General features: G+C 43.9%; 16 protein-coding genes, 1 tRNA gene and 1 pseudogene. 13 read left to right on the forward strand and 5 right to left on the reverse strand.

Annotation, left to right across the window (positions count from 1 at the left end):
- Position 1: 1 nt before the first annotated feature.
- From NBE99_RS12725 to NBE99_RS12745, 5 genes are all read left to right on the forward strand, one after another.
- Entirely contained in the window at positions 2-1,555 is a 1,554-nt protein-coding gene (locus NBE99_RS12725) for a hypothetical protein (RefSeq protein ID WP_250682412.1), read from the forward strand.
- Positions 1,556-1,739: 184 nt separating this feature from the next.
- Positions 1,740-2,732, forward strand: coding sequence for a glycosyltransferase family 2 protein (locus NBE99_RS12730; RefSeq protein WP_250682413.1), 993 nt, complete (start codon positions 1,740-1,742; stop codon positions 2,730-2,732).
- Positions 2,733-2,818: 86 nt separating this feature from the next.
- Positions 2,819-3,919 carry a glycosyltransferase gene (locus tag NBE99_RS12735; RefSeq protein ID WP_250682414.1) on the forward strand — a complete coding sequence of 367 codons (1,101 nt, stop codon included), beginning with the start codon at positions 2,819-2,821 and terminating at the stop codon, positions 3,917-3,919.
- Positions 3,909-5,144 (forward strand): glycosyltransferase, encoded by a 1,236-nt coding sequence (locus NBE99_RS12740; protein WP_250682415.1) that lies wholly within the window; start codon positions 3,909-3,911, stop codon positions 5,142-5,144. The genes NBE99_RS12735 and NBE99_RS12740 overlap by 11 nt, the downstream gene beginning before the upstream one ends.
- Before the next feature lie 58 nt (positions 5,145-5,202).
- Positions 5,203-5,289: transfer RNA gene (locus NBE99_RS12745), tRNA-Ser, on the forward strand.
- A 67-nt stretch (positions 5,290-5,356) separates the two neighbouring features.
- Here the strand turns inward: NBE99_RS12745 and NBE99_RS12750 are convergent.
- Both NBE99_RS12750 and NBE99_RS12755 read right to left on the reverse strand, forming a co-directional pair.
- Entirely contained in the window at positions 5,357-5,794 is a 438-nt protein-coding gene (locus tag NBE99_RS12750; RefSeq protein WP_250682416.1) for a peroxiredoxin, read from the reverse strand.
- Positions 5,795-5,866: 72 nt separating this feature from the next.
- Positions 5,867-6,751, reverse strand: a pseudogene (locus NBE99_RS12755) (ABC transporter permease); the annotation flags it as partial.
- A 2-nt stretch (positions 6,752-6,753) separates the two neighbouring features.
- Between NBE99_RS12755 and NBE99_RS12760 the strand changes: the two are divergent.
- Together NBE99_RS12760 and NBE99_RS13380 are read left to right on the forward strand one after the other, a co-directional pair.
- Positions 6,754-7,377, forward strand: coding sequence for a lipopolysaccharide assembly protein LapB (locus NBE99_RS12760; RefSeq protein WP_250682417.1), 624 nt, complete (start codon positions 6,754-6,756; stop codon positions 7,375-7,377).
- Positions 7,347-7,436, forward strand: coding sequence for a hypothetical protein (locus tag NBE99_RS13380; RefSeq protein WP_399370624.1), 90 nt, complete (start codon positions 7,347-7,349; stop codon positions 7,434-7,436). Before NBE99_RS12760 ends, NBE99_RS13380 begins: the two co-directional genes overlap by 31 nt.
- Before the next feature lie 138 nt (positions 7,437-7,574).
- On the opposite strand, the gene NBE99_RS12765 is transcribed toward NBE99_RS13380, so the two are convergent.
- From NBE99_RS12765 to NBE99_RS12775, 3 genes are all read right to left on the reverse strand, one after another.
- Positions 7,575-8,567 (reverse strand): glycosyltransferase family 2 protein, encoded by a 993-nt coding sequence (locus tag NBE99_RS12765; protein ID WP_250682418.1) that lies wholly within the window; start codon positions 8,565-8,567, stop codon positions 7,575-7,577.
- 195 nt (positions 8,568-8,762) lie between these two features.
- Entirely contained in the window at positions 8,763-9,725 is a 963-nt protein-coding gene (locus NBE99_RS12770) for a transposase (RefSeq protein WP_399371026.1), read from the reverse strand.
- Between the two features lie 79 nt (positions 9,726-9,804).
- Positions 9,805-10,317: a peroxiredoxin gene (locus NBE99_RS12775; RefSeq protein ID WP_250682419.1), complete on the reverse strand. Its 513-nt coding sequence runs from the start codon at positions 10,315-10,317 to the stop codon at positions 9,805-9,807.
- A 75-nt stretch (positions 10,318-10,392) separates the two neighbouring features.
- Here NBE99_RS12775 and NBE99_RS12780 point away from each other — a divergent pair, with 75 nt between their 5' ends.
- The 6 genes from NBE99_RS12780 to NBE99_RS12805 all read left to right on the forward strand — a co-directional run bounded on the left by NBE99_RS12780 (position 10,393) and on the right by NBE99_RS12805 (position 19,943).
- Positions 10,393-13,263, forward strand: coding sequence for a UPF0182 family protein (locus NBE99_RS12780; RefSeq protein ID WP_250682420.1), 2,871 nt, complete (start codon positions 10,393-10,395; stop codon positions 13,261-13,263).
- A 94-nt stretch (positions 13,264-13,357) separates the two neighbouring features.
- Entirely contained in the window at positions 13,358-15,316 is a 1,959-nt protein-coding gene (asnB, locus tag NBE99_RS12785) for an asparagine synthase (glutamine-hydrolyzing) (RefSeq protein WP_250682421.1), read from the forward strand.
- Positions 15,317-15,381: 65 nt separating this feature from the next.
- Positions 15,382-16,386: an EpsG family protein gene (locus tag NBE99_RS12790; protein ID WP_250682422.1), complete on the forward strand. Its 1,005-nt coding sequence runs from the start codon at positions 15,382-15,384 to the stop codon at positions 16,384-16,386.
- Between the two features lies 1 nt (position 16,387).
- The gene (locus tag NBE99_RS12795; protein ID WP_250682423.1) at positions 16,388-17,542 is read left to right on the forward strand and encodes a glycosyltransferase family 4 protein; all 1,155 of its coding nucleotides are present in this window, start codon (positions 16,388-16,390) and stop codon (positions 17,540-17,542) included.
- Between the two features lie 69 nt (positions 17,543-17,611).
- Positions 17,612-18,892 (forward strand): Vi polysaccharide biosynthesis UDP-N-acetylglucosamine C-6 dehydrogenase TviB, encoded by a 1,281-nt coding sequence (gene tviB, locus NBE99_RS12800; protein WP_250683741.1) that lies wholly within the window; start codon positions 17,612-17,614, stop codon positions 18,890-18,892.
- Between the two features lie 28 nt (positions 18,893-18,920).
- Complete coding sequence (locus NBE99_RS12805; RefSeq protein ID WP_250682424.1) at positions 18,921-19,943, forward strand: NAD-dependent epimerase; 1,023 nt, start codon at positions 18,921-18,923, stop codon at positions 19,941-19,943.
- Positions 19,944-19,956 lie beyond the last annotated feature (13 nt).

The raw sequence follows: 19,956 nt of genomic DNA on the forward strand, positions 1-19,956 counted from the left end.
TATGGAAAACTGTTCTTTAAGCAAGAAGAAGGAATTTGCCTATCGTCTTCGGGAGCGAGCCCTCAAAGAAAAAAATCCCTATCAAAAAGCTCTTCTTGCAGAGGTTTATGCAACTTACAATATAAGAAACTTAGTTCCTATAGCTGAAGATTTGGAGTTAGAAAGGAGTATTTTGCTCTCTCTTCGCCCTAATGATTTTGACCCTGTAATTCTCAATCACGATTTTGTTCATATCATTACAGAGACTTATGAGACAGGAGGACATACTCGTTTATTAACTGCCACTGTAAGGGAGCAGATAAAACAAAACCAAGATGTTGCGGTTTTTGTGACTAGGAGGGTTGATCCTCTAACCCTGAACTTTTTAAACCAGATTAAATGCAAAGTTTATTGCTTAGGAGGCAAAAATAAGTTCTTCGAGTTGGTAACAAAAGGTAAGGTAATGTCTCACATACATCACTTTGATATTTACACAGCAGTTTCGCTATGGTTTTCAAAAGAGAAGTATCACTTTGATATTTATTTTATCAATCACGCTGATCACGTTTTCAATTATGGGCATAGTATTTGCAACAGTATTCTTGAGGTCAGTGGCTACGGTTACTACAGAACAGAAGCCTTGAAACACTATCAAGCACATCATTTAGTCGGAATACCTTTGAATACGGTGCACTTAAAAAAGATCCAATACAGACCTAATTACCGATCTAATGACCAAAAATTCTTTAGTATTCTGACGATAGCTGGAGGAGATAAATTAAGACCTACTCAAGAATGGAATTATCCTTTATTCATCAATCAACTACTCGACAATTTCGATAATAATAGAATATCGATAACAATTATTGGTCAATCTGGAGAAGAACCTTGGTGGAAGAAAGGTTACGTTTCGCAAAAAAAACTAGAAAAGGTTAAGTTTATAAAATCTTTACCCTATGAAAAGTTATACAAAGATATAAATTTATACGATGCATATCTAGATAGCTTTCCTTTTACAGGTGGTACTGTTATCTCAGAAATTGCTGCTATCGGTGTTCCAATATATGCACCAAAGCTGCCCTGTCAGGGATATTCAATTGCGGATAAGGTAAGGTCTGATTCCTTAGATATAGTTATGCAAGGGATCAAGGATCATATTCTTGATGGAAAGCTTCCCTACGATACTCAATCTCTAGCATTTGAAGTTCAGTCCTTTCATCATCCTTCAAGTTATCTAAATCGATTAATGAACATCATAAATGATCGAGGAATCAAGGTGCCAAGTATTTTGCTGAATTTTAAGCCTGACATACTCTTTTTGGAAAAGGCCTATGCAACAGAATGGATAGAGGGACTACCTAACTTGCCACGTGAAACTTCCCCTGTCAATAGAATAAAGCTTTTAATTTACTCACTCGAAAAGCGAGATTCCTCTCTCACTGTTACAAAATTAATCAAAACAGTTCTATCCGATAATCACCCTATATTAATATTTTTAAAGCGCATTAAAAGTATTTATCAAAAGATGGTAGCTAAATTTAATCAAGTAAGTATAGACAAACCAGTTGGAGGATAGCTTGATATACAAAAAAGCAACGAATGACAGAATTAGAAGAAAGCTGAGCTGCGTGACGCATAACCTAAGTTTTTGAAGAGGAGATTCCGAAGATTCTTCTTGAGGATTGTATAGGAGTCAGACTTAAACATCCCATATTATGTTAGGATATATGCACGTTTATTCTAGCCTCATAAATTGTGCGATGCGCATCTCAATTGCAATGGCAACCTACAATGGTGAGAAGTATCTTCAAGAGCAGCTAGATAGTTTCTTGAAGCAGACTTGCTTACCGGATGAATTGATTGTCTCAGACGACTGCTCAAATGATAACACAGTGCAAATCCTAAAGAACTTTACCAATTATGCACCATTTGAAGTAAAGATCTATAAAAATGAGAGAAACTTGGGCTATGCGGCGAACTTTGAGAATGCCCTAAAACAAACGTCTGGGAACATTATATTCCTCAGCGATCAAGATGATGTATGGTTTCCAAACAAAATAGAATATGTTATTAAGATTGCTCAACAAAATGATCAATATCTTCTTTACACAAATGATGCTGAAATTTGCTTAGCTGATGGAACTTCTACAGGCTTAACTAAATTAGGGCAAACATTATCATTAGGTCTATCAGAAAAAGATTTTACAGCAGGTTGCTGCATGGCTATTAGAAAGGAATTAAAGGACATTGCATTGCCAATACCCACAAAATTTTATGGTCATGATCATTGGTTAGATAAGTTGTCTAATATACTAGAGGCTAAAAAAGTTATTCCTTCCGTTCTGCAACTCTATAGGCGACATGGTGAAAATACCTCTAGTTGGATTGTGAGTTGCACGAAAAAGCAGACACTTGTTGACTTAATTATTTATAAACTGACATACAATGGCAATCCAAGCCTAGAGCTTGATCAACTCAATAGTGAGATAGATGCCTTAAGTGCAATCATAAACTCTCCATTAATTACTGACTCCATGAGAGAGAAAATTAATCGAGAAATACATGAATGTAAAGTAAAGGAGTTAATAAGAAAGAAAAGATTGAAAATTCAAGCAATGCCCCATATTCATAGGATAAGATATGTCCTAAGATTACTTTTGTTAGGAGATTATAAATATTACTCAGGCTGGCAAAGCGCTATCAAGGATTTAGTTTCTAAATCTAGGAGTCTAGGGCAACCAAGAAAAAACTAGTTGAACTTTCTTAACTTGAGCTGTATCAATATCAATGCTAATGATAATAATTCGTTAGCATGTAAGGCAAATCAAAATCTGAATCTATGAGCTTAATTACTTTACTATTGCCAGATCTACGTTGTGGCGGTGCTGAGCAAGTGTGCATTCAGCTAGCCAAAGAGTTTACTAACAAAGGATACTCAGTTGAATTTTTACTGTGTTCATTAAGGGGGGAGCTGCTCGAAACAGCTTCTAGTATCGCCTCAGTCCGATCTCTAAAAGTTTCACGCTTTCGCGAAGTTTTGCTGCCTCTTTCTAGATATATCAGCCTGCATCAACCAGACGTACTGTTGGCAAGTATGTGGCCGCTCACTTGTCTTGCTCCTCTTAGTAAAAGGATTTCACAATCTCGCACCAAGGTCATTATTTCCGAACACGTTACCTTAGAAAATCAATATAAAGACTGGGGTGTATTGACCTACACGGGACTGGGTCTTTCGACTGCCATTGGTTATCGACTTGCTGATCAGTGCATTGCAGTATCCCGTGGAGTGGCTCAAAGTATGAGTCAACTTGCTCATTTCCCTCTAGATCGGATTACCGTCATTTATAATTCTCGCCGTACCTTTCCAGAACCAACAGAGAGTGAGCTAGAACAAATAGAGCAACTATGGAATACTCCCAGAGGACATCGCATTGTAACGGTAGGTACCCTCAAAGAACAAAAGAATCATGCCTTGCTCCTGCAAGCATTTGCCCAATTACCCTTTGTGAATCATCGTTTAATGTTAGTTGGTACAGGTCATCTTGAAGATAATCTGAAAGCTTTAGCACACCAACTAGGCATTGCTGATCGCGTCGTCTTTGCCGGCTTTTACCAGAATCCAGCTGCATTTTACAAAACGGCAGATTTATTTGTTCTCTCCTCGGACTACGAAGGATTGCCTAGTGTTCTTATTGAGGCTTTGTCCTATGGTCTGCCAGTTGTTTCTACTGACTGTCCCAGCGGGCCTCGTGAAATTCTCATAGACGGCAAATATGGTAGGCTTGTTCCTGTAGGTAATTCTAGTGCCCTAGCTCAAGCAATCACTGAAACGCTGATGAATCCACCTGAACCTGAATTCCCTAAACAACGAGCAGCCGATTTTTCAGCTGAGAAGATAGCACAGCAGTACCTAGATTTAATGTTTTCCAATGGTTACTAACGTATTGTATATCACTTATGATGGCTTGCTAGAGCCATTGGGACAGTCCCAAGTACTCCGCTATCTTGAAAAGCTAAGTGATAGCTACAATATTTACGTGCTTAGTTTTGAAAAGAAAAACGATTGGCAAAACTCTACTCAACGGCAGAGAATTCAAGAAAAGGTTGATTCACATCAAATTCATTGGATACCGCTTAGATATCACAAATCGCCTTCTGCTTTAGCAACCACTTATGATTTACTCCAAGGAACCATAGTTAGTCTTTTTATCGTAATTACGAAGCGGGTCAAAATTGTGCATGCCCGTAGCTATGTCCCTTCTGTTATTGCCCTATTCCTTAGGAAGTTGCTAGGAACGAAATTTATCTTTGATATGCGTGGATTTTGGGCTGACGAACGTGTTGATGCAGGAATCTGGCCAGTCGGGAGTAAGCTATATCATGTAGCTAAATGGTTTGAAAGGCAGTTCTTACTCAATGCTGATCATATTGTGTCTTTGACACAAGCTGCTATTAATGAAATCAATCAGTTTGATTATTTGCAAAATTTCAAGCTAAATTTCTCCTGTATTCCAACTTGTACAGATTTAGCTCTTTTTTCACCTCAACCTATCCTTGACTATGAAGGTTCAGGAGATTTAGTTAATAATGGATTGAGTAAATTAACAGTTGGATATGTTGGCTCTATAAGCGGCTTTTACTTATTTCCTGAAGTGCTCAAATTTGTAGAATTATTAAGCCTAACCGGCCAAAATATTTCCAAATTTATAATAGTTACACGAACGAGCTATCAATTGGTTGAACAAACTATTAATCAAAATATTTCTAATTTACAGTCATTTACTATCAAGATTGTTAGTGCTGACTACTTTGATGTTCCAAAGATACTTAGGATACTAAACTTAGCTATCTTTTTTAGAAAGCCCGCCTACTCCAATCTTGCTTGTGCACCGACTAAATTAGGTGAATTTCTCGCTTGTGGTGTTCCGTGTGTATCCAACGATGGCGTTGGTGACATGACGCAGATTATCGAGCAGGAAAGAGTAGGAGTTGTCTTGAGAAGCTTTGATGAAGCTGCTATGTATCAAGCCATTGAGCAAATTCTAGACTTGCTAAAGGATGAAGAATTAAGTCAGCGGTGTCGTGCAACAGCGATGAAATATTTTTCCCTTGAAAAAGGTGTAAAGGCCTATCGCGACATTTACCAGAAACTGTCAAGCCAGTAATCACTATTCTGCCGCAGTATTCAATGCTTCTGTAACTGAGTTAAAATATAAAGCACTAGGAGAGATGGCAGAGTGGTCGAATGCGCTCGACTTGAAATCGAGTGTGGCAGTGATGTCACCGAGGGTTCGAATCCCTCTCTCTCCGTCCAGTTAGCAAAAAGGCAGCCAGAACTTCTCCAGCCGCCTCACTCAACCTTGACTTTTGGAACGACCTACAGACCCAGATCCGCCAAAATGTCGCTGGCGTGGGTGTCGGTTTTCACGTTGGTATAAACATGGGAAATGATGCCATTGCCGTCAATCACATAGGTAACTCGCTTGGCATAGCCGCCCCCATCCACGTCATAGGCTTTGATGATGGATTGATCGACATCTGCCAGTAAGGGGAAGGGGAGGTTGAATCTCTCGGTGAACTTTTGGTGCGAGGTTTCGTCATCGGTGCTTACGCCCAAAACGACAATATCTTTGCCCTGATAGGCGGCATAGTTGTCACGGAAGCTACAGGCCTCTTTGGTGCAGCCGGGGGTGTCATCCTTGGGGTAGAAGTACAGCACCACGGTTTTGCCTACGAAGTCGCTGAGAGAAACGGTATTGCCATGGGTGTCTTTGGCAGTAAAGGGCGGTGCGGGTGTACCAACGGCTAGAGCCATGACGGATAACCTCCTAACGTTAAGATTTGTTACGTCATTTCGTTTTTTATTCTATCGGCAGGTGCCAAAAAGTTAGTAGTGGATGCGAGGGTCAATCCAAGCATTGAGCAGATCAATGAGAATACTGGCGGCGACCACAATCACGGCAAAGAAAACCACAATGCCCTGTACGGTGGGATAGTCCCGCAGAGTAATGGCTTCGTAGAGTCGCTGACCCAACCCCGGCCAAGAAAACGTCACCTCTGTCAACACGGCTCCCCCCAAGAGACTCGCAAGGGTCAGACCTAAAACCGTGATCACTGGAATCAAGGCATTCTTGAGGGCGTGGTGAATGAGAATCCGATGCTCAGGGATACCACGGGCACGGGCGGCTTCCACATAATCTGCCACTAAGGTTTGCTTGAGATTCACCCGCACAATCCGCTCAAAGATGCCACTGAGGACGATGGCCAGCGTGGCCGCAGGCAGGAGCAAGTAGGTAGCGGCCGTTAGGAATTGATCGAGATTGCCGTTCAGAAGGGCATCAACAATGTACAAGCCTGTAGGACCTTGAGGGGGTGTTTCGGTGATGGGGTAGCGGGTGCCCAAGGGAAGCCAGCGTAGATTCACTGCAAAGAGCAGTTGCAAGAGCATCCCCAGCCAAAAGAGGGGCAAGGCATAGGTGATGATGCCAAAGAGACGCCCACCCATATCCCAAGCGGTTCCAGACTTAACCGCAGCCAGAGTGCCAATGAGCACCCCTAAGGCAAGGGCAATCGCCAGACTCGCAAGGCCTAATTCTGCCGTTGCCGGAAAATGCTGAGCAATGATACTCGTGACTGCTTCCCCTTGACTGGTGAGGGAGGTTCCCAGATCAAATCGCAGCAGTTGCCCTAAGTAAGTCAAGTATTGCTGCCACAGCGGTTGAGCTAAACCCAATTGTTCGCGCAAGGCCTCCTTAATGGCAGCCGGTGGGCGAAATGCGCAAGAAATGGATCACCCTGTTAGTGTTGGTGCTGGGCATGATTCCTTTCATTGCCATTTCTGTCATGCCTCTGCTCACCAGTACCTTTACGGCACCCCAAGCCACCCCTAGCCCTGTGGCCAGTCCCCCCGCTGGGGATAAAGTTGCAGAACTCCAAGCCCAAGAAAAGGGCTATCAAATGGTGCTGGAGCGTGAACCCAACAATGCCACGGCACTGGAAGGCTTGGTGCTGGCTCGACTGCAATTGATTCAACTGGGCAAAGGGGAAATTGCCAGCGTCATTGATCCCCTGCGACGCTTAGCTGCTCAGCGACCCGAACAAACAGATTACGCGATCTTGCTGGTACAAGCGCAACAACAAACGGGCGATCGCGAGGGGGCTGCCCAAACCTTTCAGGGAGTTCTTGCCAAATCCTCCGGCAACCTCAATGCTCTGCGGGGTCTGGTGGATCTCTACCTCAAGGAAAATCGTCCCCAAGCGGCCATTGGCCTGATTGAAGAGACCCTCCAAGGGGCAGAGCAAGCCAACAAAGTCCAACCGGGGAGCGTGGATACTACGGCTGTGCAGCTCTCCTTGGCGATGTCTATATGGCTCAAAAACGCTACGATGAGGCGCTGACCCTCTTCCAAAATCTCGGTAAAGAGAACCCCAATGATTTTCGACCCGTTCTTGCCTAGGCAATGGCGCTAACGGAACAGGGGAAAAAGACAGGAGCTGCTCCCCTGTATGCCAAGGCAGTGGAACTTGCACCTGCCAAGTATAAAGATGCGATTCAGCAAGTTGCTCAGAAGATTCAGGAACCTTAACTTACCCTCCTAAAGGAGCTTAGTATTCACACTCTTTCTTAAGGTCAGGGCAACCGTAAAACCAATGATGAGCACTAGGGCTTGAGCAGCAAGTACCGGATAAAAAATCCAGCTTAACCAAAAGAACGGGTATTTTTCCTTCATTTTTAGACTCAACGTAAAAAGGGTCTTGAAAGAAACGGCAGCTTCATCACCAATGTTTTTCATCAGGTCAAACAAAAAACCATTGAACATTCTCAAAACACACTTTCTGCATAGATAGACAGCGAACCATTTGCTGAAGCCCAAATCCCTAGCATAATTAAAAATGCGATCCCAAATCTGTAGGTTTTCAAGAAGTTCATATACATTCAACTGCTTTGAAGCATTAGCACCGTGAATACGCCACACGGCTACAGTTTTTTTTAGGTACCTAACCCTGCCATGTTGAGCTAAGCGGTAGAGAGATTCCCAATCAGAACTAGGACTATCAAAAGAGTAAAAGTTGATTAAGGTTGCTTCTTTTCTTTGATAAAGAGTTGCTGCATGTTTGAAAAAGTAACGGCTATCCGGTAGCTTTTTAAGTAGCTCCTGCCCTAAAATTTCACTTTCTACTGGTAAACGATAACTGACTTTCTCTCCGCTGGGCAACAATTTGAAGATGTTTGCCGCAATAATAACAACCCGTTCATCAATCAGCTCTATAGCATCACTTACGAAATGATCATCAATTAAATAGTCATCTCCATCAAGGCAGAGAACCCATTCCCCAGAGGCATGGTTATAGAGTAGATTCTGATAATTTTTCACTCGACCTAGGTTTTGCTGATTACGAATGTAAATTAATCGAGGATCAGTGATTTGACGAATTAAAAAGGGAGTTTTGTCGGAAGAGTTATCATCACCCACAATAACCTCTAAATTTGGATAAGTTTGACTTAAGGCTGAATAAACTGCCTCAAGAATAAATTGTTCTTGATTATAAGTGGGAATCAAGATGGAAACTTTAGGCAAATTGTCCATTCGCACCCTTGACTATTAGGAAGGGAATCAGCAGTCATACCGGGAAACGACGAAAGTCTCATGATGAATGACGATAAGCTTCCCTTTGTTTCGTTATTTCTCTATTATTTCTCTATATTTGCTCCTGTAGTTTTCTTAAGTGCTCTAACACCTCTTGACTCAGAAGTGTTGAATTCTGCAACAAAACTTAACATCCTAAGTGACAAGTAGCTCTGGCTGCCAATCAAAGCTCCAATGCACTATCGAGCAGCGGCGACTCAGTTCCAGTTGCAAATATCGCAATTTGTCTAATAGCTTCCTGCCAAAGTATTCAGGTATCTCCATTAGCTCTAAAATTAAGTACCCAATCAAAACCATATAAATCTGATTTATCACCCCATTCAAACTCTTCGTAATCAGCTTGTCTAATGATAAATGCATCTTTAGAAACTTCCATAAGTTCTCAATCCCCCACCGATGCCGATACAGCTCACTCACTTCCTCATCACTTAGATGCATTAGATTCGTCGCAATACGAAACTCTGTTCCATGCTCATCAAAAAATTGAACCACTCGGTATCTCTCATGATTGAGCTTCATTCTCATGTTATTCTTGATACGCACAACAAATAAACACTTCCTCTCACTCAGCCGCTCTAAAAATCTCCAACTCGCAAACCCTCTATCCATGATGGCAACGGCATTCTCAGGGATCATTTCTAAAATCTCGTCTTGAAAGCTTAGGTCATGTCTCTCCCCAAAAGAGACTACTGCCTTACCCAGGATGTTCTCTGTTAAATCAAATCCTGTAATTAACTTCACTTGATGGTATTTGTAGAACCAAAAGAGCTTACTCGTCAGGGTAATGACGGTTGAATCAATAGGAAACAGCATCAGACTTGAACAACGATGTCTCTTGCGAGCTTGAGACATGAGATGAGTGTAAATCCTCTCAAATAAGGTGGTTGTTCGAGTTTTGTTCGCCTTGGAAAACGTGGACATATCCACTGTAATCCCCGAATGATTCAAGCGATAAAATAAGGCTCTCATGCTGGTTAATCCTTGGTCGAGAATGTAGGTCAACCAGATTTTGAAGAACAATTGAGAGTTGAGGACGGGGTAGTCGCAAGGGCTGAGCTGCTTGAGAATAGACTTGACAAGAACTGAAAAAGATGCCATAGTAAGCTGATTAATTTTTCTTCTTTTGAGGGAAGAATACGACATTTCTTCCCTTTTTTCTAGCCTCTTAAACTATCTTTCAACACTTCTGCTCTTGACTATGAATCGCGGGATTCACTTTGACAAACCGCTCTCGTAATATCCCCTCAGGATCGATGATAAAGCTGTGGCGCAGTGAGACAAACCCCAACCAAGAGCCATAGGCCTTGCTCACTCGGCCATCGAGGTCAGACAGTAATGGAAATGTCAGGCCTTCACTGTCACAGAAATCTTCATGGGAATCCACAGAGTCGGCACTGACGCCAATCACTTCAGCATTGTGAGCATGGAACTGCTCAATATCCCGCTGAAAGCGTTGGGCTTCGAGGGTACAGCCAGAGGTAAAGTCCTTGGGGTAAAAGTACAGCACCACCCACTTGCCGCGATAATCCTTGAGGGAAATGGGCTGACCATCCACGCTGCTGGGGAGGGAAAAGTCGGGTGCTGGGGCATTGAGGGGCGGCAATTCACCTCCAAGCGCCCAACTGGGAGCTGATGAACCCAGAAACAGAATCAAACTCAAAAGGGCAACAAGTAGGGAGCGCAAGAACATGGCTAAATCGCTAAACTGGCCTTAGGAAAGCATCTAGCTGCACTGTACCGTAGTTTTAGCGCTTTTTCGAGGTTGATGCCGTCGCTCTCCGTTGTACAGTTTATGCCCCGTTGGTTGCGCTGGCTCTCTGGCCTCGTGCTGGCGATCGCCCTTGGGGTGGGGCTGTGTCGCCTGATTGCCGAAAGCCTCTGGTTTGAACAACTGGGGTATCTAGCGGTCGTGTGGCAGCGCTGGAGTGTGCAAGCCCTCCTGTTTATCGTGATTACGGGTTTATCGGGACTATTTTATGGCTGGCAACAACACTGGCTGCGGCGTCAACGCACCGTGACCTTCGATCCCACCCTGACAGCACAGAGTACCTATCGCGGACTAGGTCTATGGCGACTTTTGTTGTGTGCCAGCGGTCTCATTTGGCTACTCATCGTGGCAACTTATCACATTGGGGCGATCGCCCTGCAACTGTGGCAACAGCGCTCAGAAATTACGTTTAACAGCCCTCTGCTGCCACAATTGAGTGTTTGGCGGGTGGCGGAGTTATCACTGCAAATGGTGCAGAATCCTTGGCTACTGGTGCCGAGTTTGGCAGCATTGGTACTGGGGCTGTGGTTGCCCCTGGGCCTCTTTCAGGGAATAGGCATTCTTTTAAGCCTCGCCATGGGGGCGATCGCCAGCCTCAGTTGGTCAGTTGTCCTCAAGGGACTGTTTGCCGCCAGTGATCCTCATACCGAACCGCTATTTCACCATTCCATTAGCTTTTACCTCTTTGAAATCCCCCTGTGGGAACTGTTGCGCCTATGGTTGGTGAACCTCAGTGTTGTTGGCTTAGGGGGAACGGCCTTGGGCTATCTCCTTGCCAATGAAAGTCTCAGTCATGGCAAATTCCTCGGCTTTGTGCGATCGCAACGGCGACATTTGCAGGGCTTGAGTGCCTTTGTTTTTGCCACAGTGGCTTTGAGTTTTTGGCTAGAACGCTACAAACTCCTCTACTCCACAAATGGTGCTGCCTTTGGGGCAGGTTATACCGACATCACGGTGCGCCTACCCCTCTATGGTTGGCTCTCAGCCTCCGCTTTAGGAGTGGCTTGTTTGCTTGCTTGGTCAGCCATGCGACGTGGTGGAGAACGACAGCGGCGGCTCGGCCCCATCGCCCCTGGACTGTTTGGTTTTACATTGGGCTATTTGATCTTGGTTGTTGTGGCAGACTGGCTCTTGCCAATGGCAGTTGAAGCAGCTATTGTTCAGCCTAATCAACTGGAACGGGAACTTCCCTACATTCAACGCACCATTACCCATACCCGTGAAGGCTTTGACCTCGAAAAAATGCGGGTGGAACCCTTCCAGCCGGAAAATAACCTTAATGCTGAGATCATTGCCGCCAATGCAGCCACCACTCGCAATATCCGCCTTTGGGACACGCGCCCCCTTCTGGAAACGAACCGCCAACTGCAACAACTGCGCTCCTACTATCGGTTCCCATCCGCGTTTTTGGATCGCTACTATCTGAAACTGGATCCTGAGCAAGACCAATCAGAAATTCGCCAAGTCCTCATTGCTGCCCGCGAAGTGGACTACAGTGCAGTTCAGCGGTTTGCCCGCAGTTGGATTAACGAGCACCTCGTGTTTACCCACGGTTATGGCTTCACGATGAGTCCTGTCAATACGGCTGAAGCCAATGGTTTGCCCAAATACTTCGTTCGCGATATTGGCGACACGGGTGAGCTACTGGTCAATCCCCCGCAAATCCGTGAGAGTATTCCCTTTTTCTACCCGCGAATTTACTACGGTGAACTGACCAATACCTATATCTTTGCCCCCTCCAATGTCCCCGAACTCGATTTTCCCCGTGGTGCTGAAAATGTCTATAACCACTATGATGGTACGGGGGGGGTTCCCATTGCCAGTTGGTGGCGCCGCTTGGTCTATAGTGTTTATTTCGGTGACTGGCAATTGCTGCTGACCCCTAATTTGCGGCCAGACTCACGGGTACTTTTTCGGCGATTGATTCAAGATCGGGTGCGGGCGATCGCCCCTTTTTTACGTTTTGACAGTGAACCCTATCTTGTGGTGGCAGATCCGCGTTCTGAGCACGACATTGCAGCTAGTCCGAGCACTGCGGGGGTCAGCTATCTGTACTGGATCATTGATGCTTATACTATCAGTCGCTCCTATCCCTATAGCGATCCGGGCGAGCACTCATTTAACTACATTCGCAACTCTGTGAAAGTGGTTGTGGATGCCTATAACGGCAACGTCACCTTCTATGTGGTGGAACCCGACGATGTCATGATTCGCACATGGCAGCGGGTTTTTCCAACGCTCTTTCATCCTCTGAGTACCATGCCCCACCGCCTCTACCGCCACATTCGCTATCCCATAGACCTGATGCAAGTGCAGTCGGAGCAACTCCTGAAATACCACATGACAGATCCCGTGGTCTTTTACAACCGCGAAGACCTCTGGCAAATTCCCAAGGAGATTTATCGCCAAAAACCCCAAGCCGTTGCCCCCTACTACTTGATTACCAAACTGCCCATTGGCTACACCGAGGAGTTTATTCTTCTTGTCCCCTTTACACCGGTGAATCGTCCGAACCTGATTGGTTGGCTAGCGGCTCGCTCCGATGGTCAAAACTACGGCAAGCTCCTGCTCTACCTCTTTCCCAAGCAAGAACTGGTCTTTGGCCCCGAACAAATGGAGGCGCGGATCAATCAAGATCCAGTGATTTCGCAACAAATCTCTCTCTGGAATCGCCAAGGGTCACGATCGGTTCAGGGCAATCTCCTCATTATCCCCATCGAGCGATCGCTCCTCTATGTCGAACCCATTTACCTTGAAGCCGATCAAAACCAGCTGCCTACGTTAGCGCGAGTCATTGTCATGGACAATCAGCGAATCGTCATGGCGCCCACCCTAGAGGAAGCCCTGCAACAACTCTTTCCCAAATAGTCGCAAATAGTGTCTTACGCCGCTACAGTCAATAACAATTTTCGGCAGCATTAGGTTATAAAGAACGCTAGTACACATTTGAAGACCATCGCTTATGTGCGGCTTAGCCGGCTTCATCAATACGTCTTTTCTCCAAGATTGGCCAGCAGTCCTCCGTAAAATGATCACGACCCTTACCTATCGTGGCCCAGATGACGAAGGAATATGGGGGGATGAGGCTGCGGGCATTGCCCTAGGCCACCGTCGCCTAGCAATTCTTGATCTCTCGCCCGCTGGGCATCAGCCGATGCTTTCGGCGTGTGGTCGCTACGTTCTTGTCTTTAATGGTGAGATCTATAACCATCTCGAACTGCGTCAACAACTAACAGCTATTGGGGGAGCACCGTCTTGGCGGGGGCATTCCGATACCGAGACGCTCCTAGCCGCCTTTGCCCATTGGGGTGTTGAAGAGACATTAAAACGTACGGTAGGAATGTTTGCCCTTGCCCTTTGGGATCGCAAGACTCGTACATTAACCTTGGCAAGAGATCGCATAGGTGAAAAACCCCTTTACTATGGTTGGGTGAATGGAGCCTTGGTTTTTGCTTCAGAACTTAAAGCGATTCGAGCGTACCCTGAGTTTACAAACTCCATTAATCGCGATGCTCTAGCGCTTTATTTTCGCTACAGTTGGATTCCTGCTCCCTACAGTATCTATGAAAATATTTGGAAGTTACCAGCAGGTACCTATCTCCAGTGGTCTGCTGAATCTCTCAGAGCCAACATTCAAGGGCGACCTCAAGCTTACTGGTCACTGCAAACCGTTATTGAAGAAGGACTAAGTCACCCCTTTCAGGGGACAGAAGCAGATGCCGCTACCGAATTAGAGTATCTTCTGCGGCAGAGTTTGCAAGGGCAACTATTGGCCGATGTTCCCTTAGGAGCTTTTCTATCGGGGGGATTAGATTCTTCAACCGTTGTAGCCTTAATGCAAAGCCTCTCTTCCCAGCCTGTTAAAACGTTTACCATTGGCTTTTATGAAGATGCCTATAACGAAGCTCAATATGCCAAGGCGATCGCCCAACACTTGGGAACCAATCACACCGAATATTATCTAACGGGTCAAGAGGCGCGCGATGTAATTCCCAAACTCCCCCAGCTTTATGATGAACCCTTTGCTGATTCCTCTCAAATTCCTACCCATCTTGTGTCAGTGATCGCGCGCCGAGAGGTGACCGTTGCTCTTTCTGGAGATGGTGGTGATGAATTATTTGGGGGATACCACCGCTACTTTTTAGCACCCCTAATGTGGTGTCGCGTCCAAGGGATTCCTGAAAGTGGTCGTTGGCTCCTAAGAAATGTTCTGAATGTGCTTACGCCTACGCAATGGAATCAAGTGATGGGTGGCGTCAACCGCCTTTTACCTAGGCATTTACGGTACACAACGGTGGGTGACAGACTTGACAAACTGAGGAAACTCTTAACTGTAAACTCTCGTCAGCTTATGTACCTTTCCTTTTTATCCCAGTTCGATCCGCCCTCACGTTTAGTCATAGGCGCCAGTGAACCCACCTCATTAGCAACCTGTCCACCCGATGGACTCACAAAACTGCCCTTTGAGTCCTATATGATGGCACTTGATCTTTTGACTTATCTTCCTGATGATATTCTTGTCAAGGTCGATCGCGCTGCCATGGGGGTTAGCCTTGAAACTCGTATTCCTTTTCTAGATCATCGAATTGTTGAGTTTGCTTGGACACTCCCACTTCAGATGAAAATCAGACAGGGGCAGGGTAAGCAAGTACTCCGTAAACTTTTGTATCGCTATGTCCCGCCACCTTTGATTGAGCGTCCTAAAATGGGATTTGGAATTCCCCTCTCTCAATGGCTACGCTCTGAACTACGCGACTGGGGATCAACTTTGTTAAATCCAACCCGTCTTAAGCAGGAGGGCTACCTGCAACCCAATCTAGTTTGGCAATACTGGCAAGAGCATCAAACAGGGAAACGCAATTGGGCAGGACACCTATGGGAAATATTAATGTTTCAAGCGTGGTTAGAGCGCAGTTTCTAAGTATCTAGCCTATGCTTCCCTATTTCTTGGTTTTCTTACTCACATTAACACCATCGGTTATAGAAATGCCAAAGTGGTATTGGATATTTCTCTTTGGTATTTATGTTGCTTTTATTGGTCTGAGATTTGAAGTTGGTGGAGACTGGTTTCAGTATATAAATATACTAGAAGCTTCTAGATATGAGCCATGGATAGGCTTTGAAGCATTACTTGGTGACCCTGCATATCACTGGATTAATAAGATTGCTGCTGCTCTTAATCAAGAAATTTATTTTGTAAATTTATGTGTTGCAGTGATTTATACAAGCTGCTTATTTACTTTTTGTCAAAAACTGAAAAATCCTTACTTAGGTTTAACGGTTGCTTTCCCATACTTAACGACTGTTGTAGCAATGGGATATACTCGGCAAGCAGGAGCGATCGCTTTAGAGCTACTAGCACTAATGGCGTTAGAATCCAATAGAAAAATAAGTTCGACTCTATTTTTTATTTTGGCATTACTCTTTCATAAGACAGCAATATTTCTGATATTAGTGCCGATATTAGTGTCTTTATTTGACGCACTAAAAACAGGAAAAATAATTAATATCTTAGTTATATCATTATTATTACTGATAGCTCTAGCTGGTGCAATTGCTATTACTAACATCAGTGACAAATTTTTGGTTTACTATATCGGAGCAGGAATGTCATCTTCGGGCGCTTTAATTCGGCTAACTATGAATCTCTTGCCTGCAACTATTTTTCTGATTGAATACTATACAGGGTGTAACTTCTTTAGAACTTCTTCAAAAGTTTATCTCGCTTTATCTTGGCTAGTGATTTTTTCTTTTGCACTCTTGTTGACAGGTTCTTCAACTGCTGCCGATCGCCTTGCGCTGTACCTAATACCTATTCAGATCTATGTTCTAGGAACTCTGCCCTACCTCTTTCTCACTCAAGGTCGAGAAATATTTTATCGGTGGATGCTTTTAGTGCTTGGTTACAGTTTTTTAGTACTATGGGTATGGCTCCAATTTGCTGATCATGCTTTTGCGTGGTTACCCTATCGCATGTATCCTTTTATTTAAGATGGAAATTAAAGATCGCTATAGAACACCCAAGCTAAATGGATTGTCATTGATATTGATTTGCAATAATGCTCAGATGTTAATTAATTTCAGAAGAGATTTGATTTTAGAATTGATTTATACAGGTACCGAGGTTCATTGCTTGGCTCCAGATTATACAGAAGCAGAAATTTCAAAACTAAGTGAAATGGGTGCGATATGTCATCATTTTTACCTTGTTCGTAATGGTACTAACCCTTGGGAAGATATTAAATCTCTCTTCTCTATCATTGCAATAATGAAACAAATTAATGCCGATAGTCTCTTGGCTATTAGCTCGAAGCCAATTATTTGGGGACTACTAGCCTCGAAATTTGTTGATATGAAATTTCGCTCTGCCTTATTCACGGGCTTAGGCTATGCATTTACTCCTGATCATCAATTTAAATCAAAAAAATTGAAGAATATTCTCGTTTTTTTGTACAAGATATGTTTACCTATTGCAGATAAAATTATCTTTCAAAATAAAGATGACTGTCATGAAATTACTCAAGCATGCAACCTAGCTCCTTGTAAAACCCTAATCATTAAAGGAACAGGTGTTAATCTTAAAGAATGGTCGTATTGCGAGCCTTTTTTTAGTCCACTAACATTTACTTTAGTTGCAAGATTACTCATTGAAAAGGGAGTATTAGAGTTTTTAGAGGCATCTAAATACTTAAAATCTCTGTATCCTCAAGTTAGATTTTGGTTAATTGGTGGATTGGATACCAATCCAGGGAGCTTATCTGAAGCACAAATTAAGGAATTTATCGAGCTTGGTATAGTTGAGTGGTTTGGCTTTGTTAACATCAAAGAGTATCTACCCAGTACTAGTGTGTTTGTCTTACCTTCCTACCGTGAGGGCGTTCCCCGCAGTACGCAAGAAGCAATGGCTATGGGTCGACCGGTGATTACTACAGACGCGCCAGGTTGCCGCGAAACCGTTATTGACGGCTATAATGGTTATGTTATTCCCCCTCGGGATGTCAATGCTTTGATAACTGCGATGCAAAAGTTTATTGAACAGCCTAGCTTGATTCCTTCAATGGGATATCATAGCTATCAAATGGCTGTAGAGTTATTTGATGTCAAAAAAATCAATGCTCAATACCTCAAATTCTTTAGTTCATTTTAGTCTTCTCAGAATATTGCAATTCTTTTCACAAAAGTGAAAGATGCCCAAAGTAGTGAAGGTGAGTGCATCATGCTTGATATTTCTAATGCTTTTAAGATTGCTGTGATTGGCCTAGGTTATGTTGGTCTTCCTTTGGCCGTTGAATTTGGGAAGAAGTATTACACCATCGGTTATGATATTGATGACCAACGTATCGCTGAACTTAAGCAGGGATATGACAGAACAGGAGAAGTTAGCGAGGATGATTTGCAATCATGTTACTTACTAATGTACACAACATGTCTCGAAGATTTAAGAAAATGTAACATTTTTGTTATTTCTGTTCCCACTCCAATAGATTATTACAAGGTTCCAGATCTTGAACCTTTAAGAAAAGCTTCCAAGAGTGTTGGTCAGGTTTTATCACCTCAATCTATAGTCATTTATGAATCTACTGTTTATCCGGGTGTAACAGAAGAAGTTTGTGTTCCGATTCTTGAGCAGGAATCTAAACTAAGATTTAATCAAGATTTCTTTGTTGGTTACAGCCCTGAACGAATAAATCCAGGGGATCATAATCATCGTTTAACCACAATTAAAAAGGTTACCTCTGGTTCAACACCTGAAGTTGCTGATTTGGTTGATCGTCTATATGCATCAATTATTCCAGCGGGAACACACAAGGCAAGTTCAATTAGAGTGGCCGAAGCAGCAAAGGTAATTGAAAATATTCAACGAGACATTAATATTGCTTTTGTGAATGAGCTATCTATTATTTTTCATCTATTAGGAATTGATACTGAAGAAGTGCTAGCCGCCGCAAGTACAAAATGGAACTTTTTGCCTTTTCGTCCTGGCTTAGTGGGTGGCCACTGCATTGGCGTTGATCCTTACTATCTAACCTATAAGGCGATCGCCCATAACTATCATCCCGAATTGATTCTGGCTGGCCGTCGTATAAACGACAATATGGGCTTTTACGTGGCAGCACAGTTTCTTAAGTTGCTTGCTATAAAAGGAATTATTTTATCTAACGCTCGTATTCTAGTAATGGGTTTGACTTTTAAGGAAAATTGTCCTGACTTGCGGAATACACGTGTCATTGACATTATTAAAGAACTTCAAAGTTATGGTTTACAGGTTGATGTTTATGATCCTTTGGTTGATCCCCAGCAGGCCGAGGCAGAGTATGGAATAACTCCTATTCAGCAGCTACAGCCTTCTCATTGGGATGGCATCATTATTGCTGTTGCCCACCAGCAGTTCTACGAAATGGGCTGTGTTGGCATTAAAAAGCTCTTAAAAACGCCGGGAGTTCTCTATGATGTGAAATGGGTATTGCCCAAAGAAGAGGTGGATGGTCGCCTTTAGAAAGTTTTAATGACAAGAGGCACTAGAGATGGATATTTTAGTCACTGGTGTGGCGGGGTTTATCGGCAATGCTGTGGCATTAGAGCTTCTCAAGCGGGGCGATCGCGTGATTGGTCTCGATAATCTGAACGACTACTATGACGTCAATCTCAAGAAAGCTCGCCTTGAGCGACTCAACCCTTTCACAGCAGGTGATCAATTTGTATTCAGAAAAATTGACCTCGTAGATCGCACAGAGGTGAACCAACTCTTTACAGACTTTGCCCCCCAACGGGTCATCCACTTGGCAGCACAAGCCGGTGTACGCTACTCCATTGAAAACCCATTAGCCTATATTGATAGCAATATTGTCGGGTTTATCCATATCCTTGAAGCCTGTCGACACCATCAAGTCGAGCATTTGGTCTATGCCAGTAGCTCCAGTGTCTATGGTGCCAATAAGACACTCCCCTTTTCTGTGCACGACAACGTTGATCATCCCTTGAGTCTCTATGCAGCCACCAAGAAAGCCAATGAATTAATGGCACATACCTACAGCTACCTCTATAGCCTGCCCACCACTGGGCTGCGCTTTTTTACCGTCTATGGTCCATGGGGGCGACCCGACATGGCGCTCTTTAAGTTTACGAAAGCCATCTTGAATAATGAACCATTGCCTGTCTTTAACTATGGCAAGCACCGTCGTGATTTCACCTACATCGATGACATTGTCGAGGGCATTCTTCGGGTGCTGGATCGACCTGCCACATCCAACCCTTCATGGAGTGGCGAAAATCCTGATCCGGCCACCAGTCTCGCACCTTGGCGTGTTTACAACATTGGTGCCCACCGCCCCGTCGAACTACTACGCTATATTGAACTCTTAGAAACCTACCTTGGGAAAAAAGCACAAGTGAATCTTTTACCTCTGCAACCGGGCGATGTCCCCGATACCTATGCGGATGTACTCGACCTTAAGGCAGACACAGGCTACGAACCCACAACTCCTGTTGAGATAGGCGTGCAGCGATTTATTGAGTGGTACTGTGAGTTTTATCAAATTACGATTTAACTATACTGAGGTT

Origin of the sequence: Thermosynechococcus sp. HN-54 (genome assembly GCF_023650955.1) — a bacterium.
Classification (GTDB): Bacteria; Cyanobacteriota; Cyanobacteriia; order Thermosynechococcales; family Thermosynechococcaceae; genus Thermosynechococcus.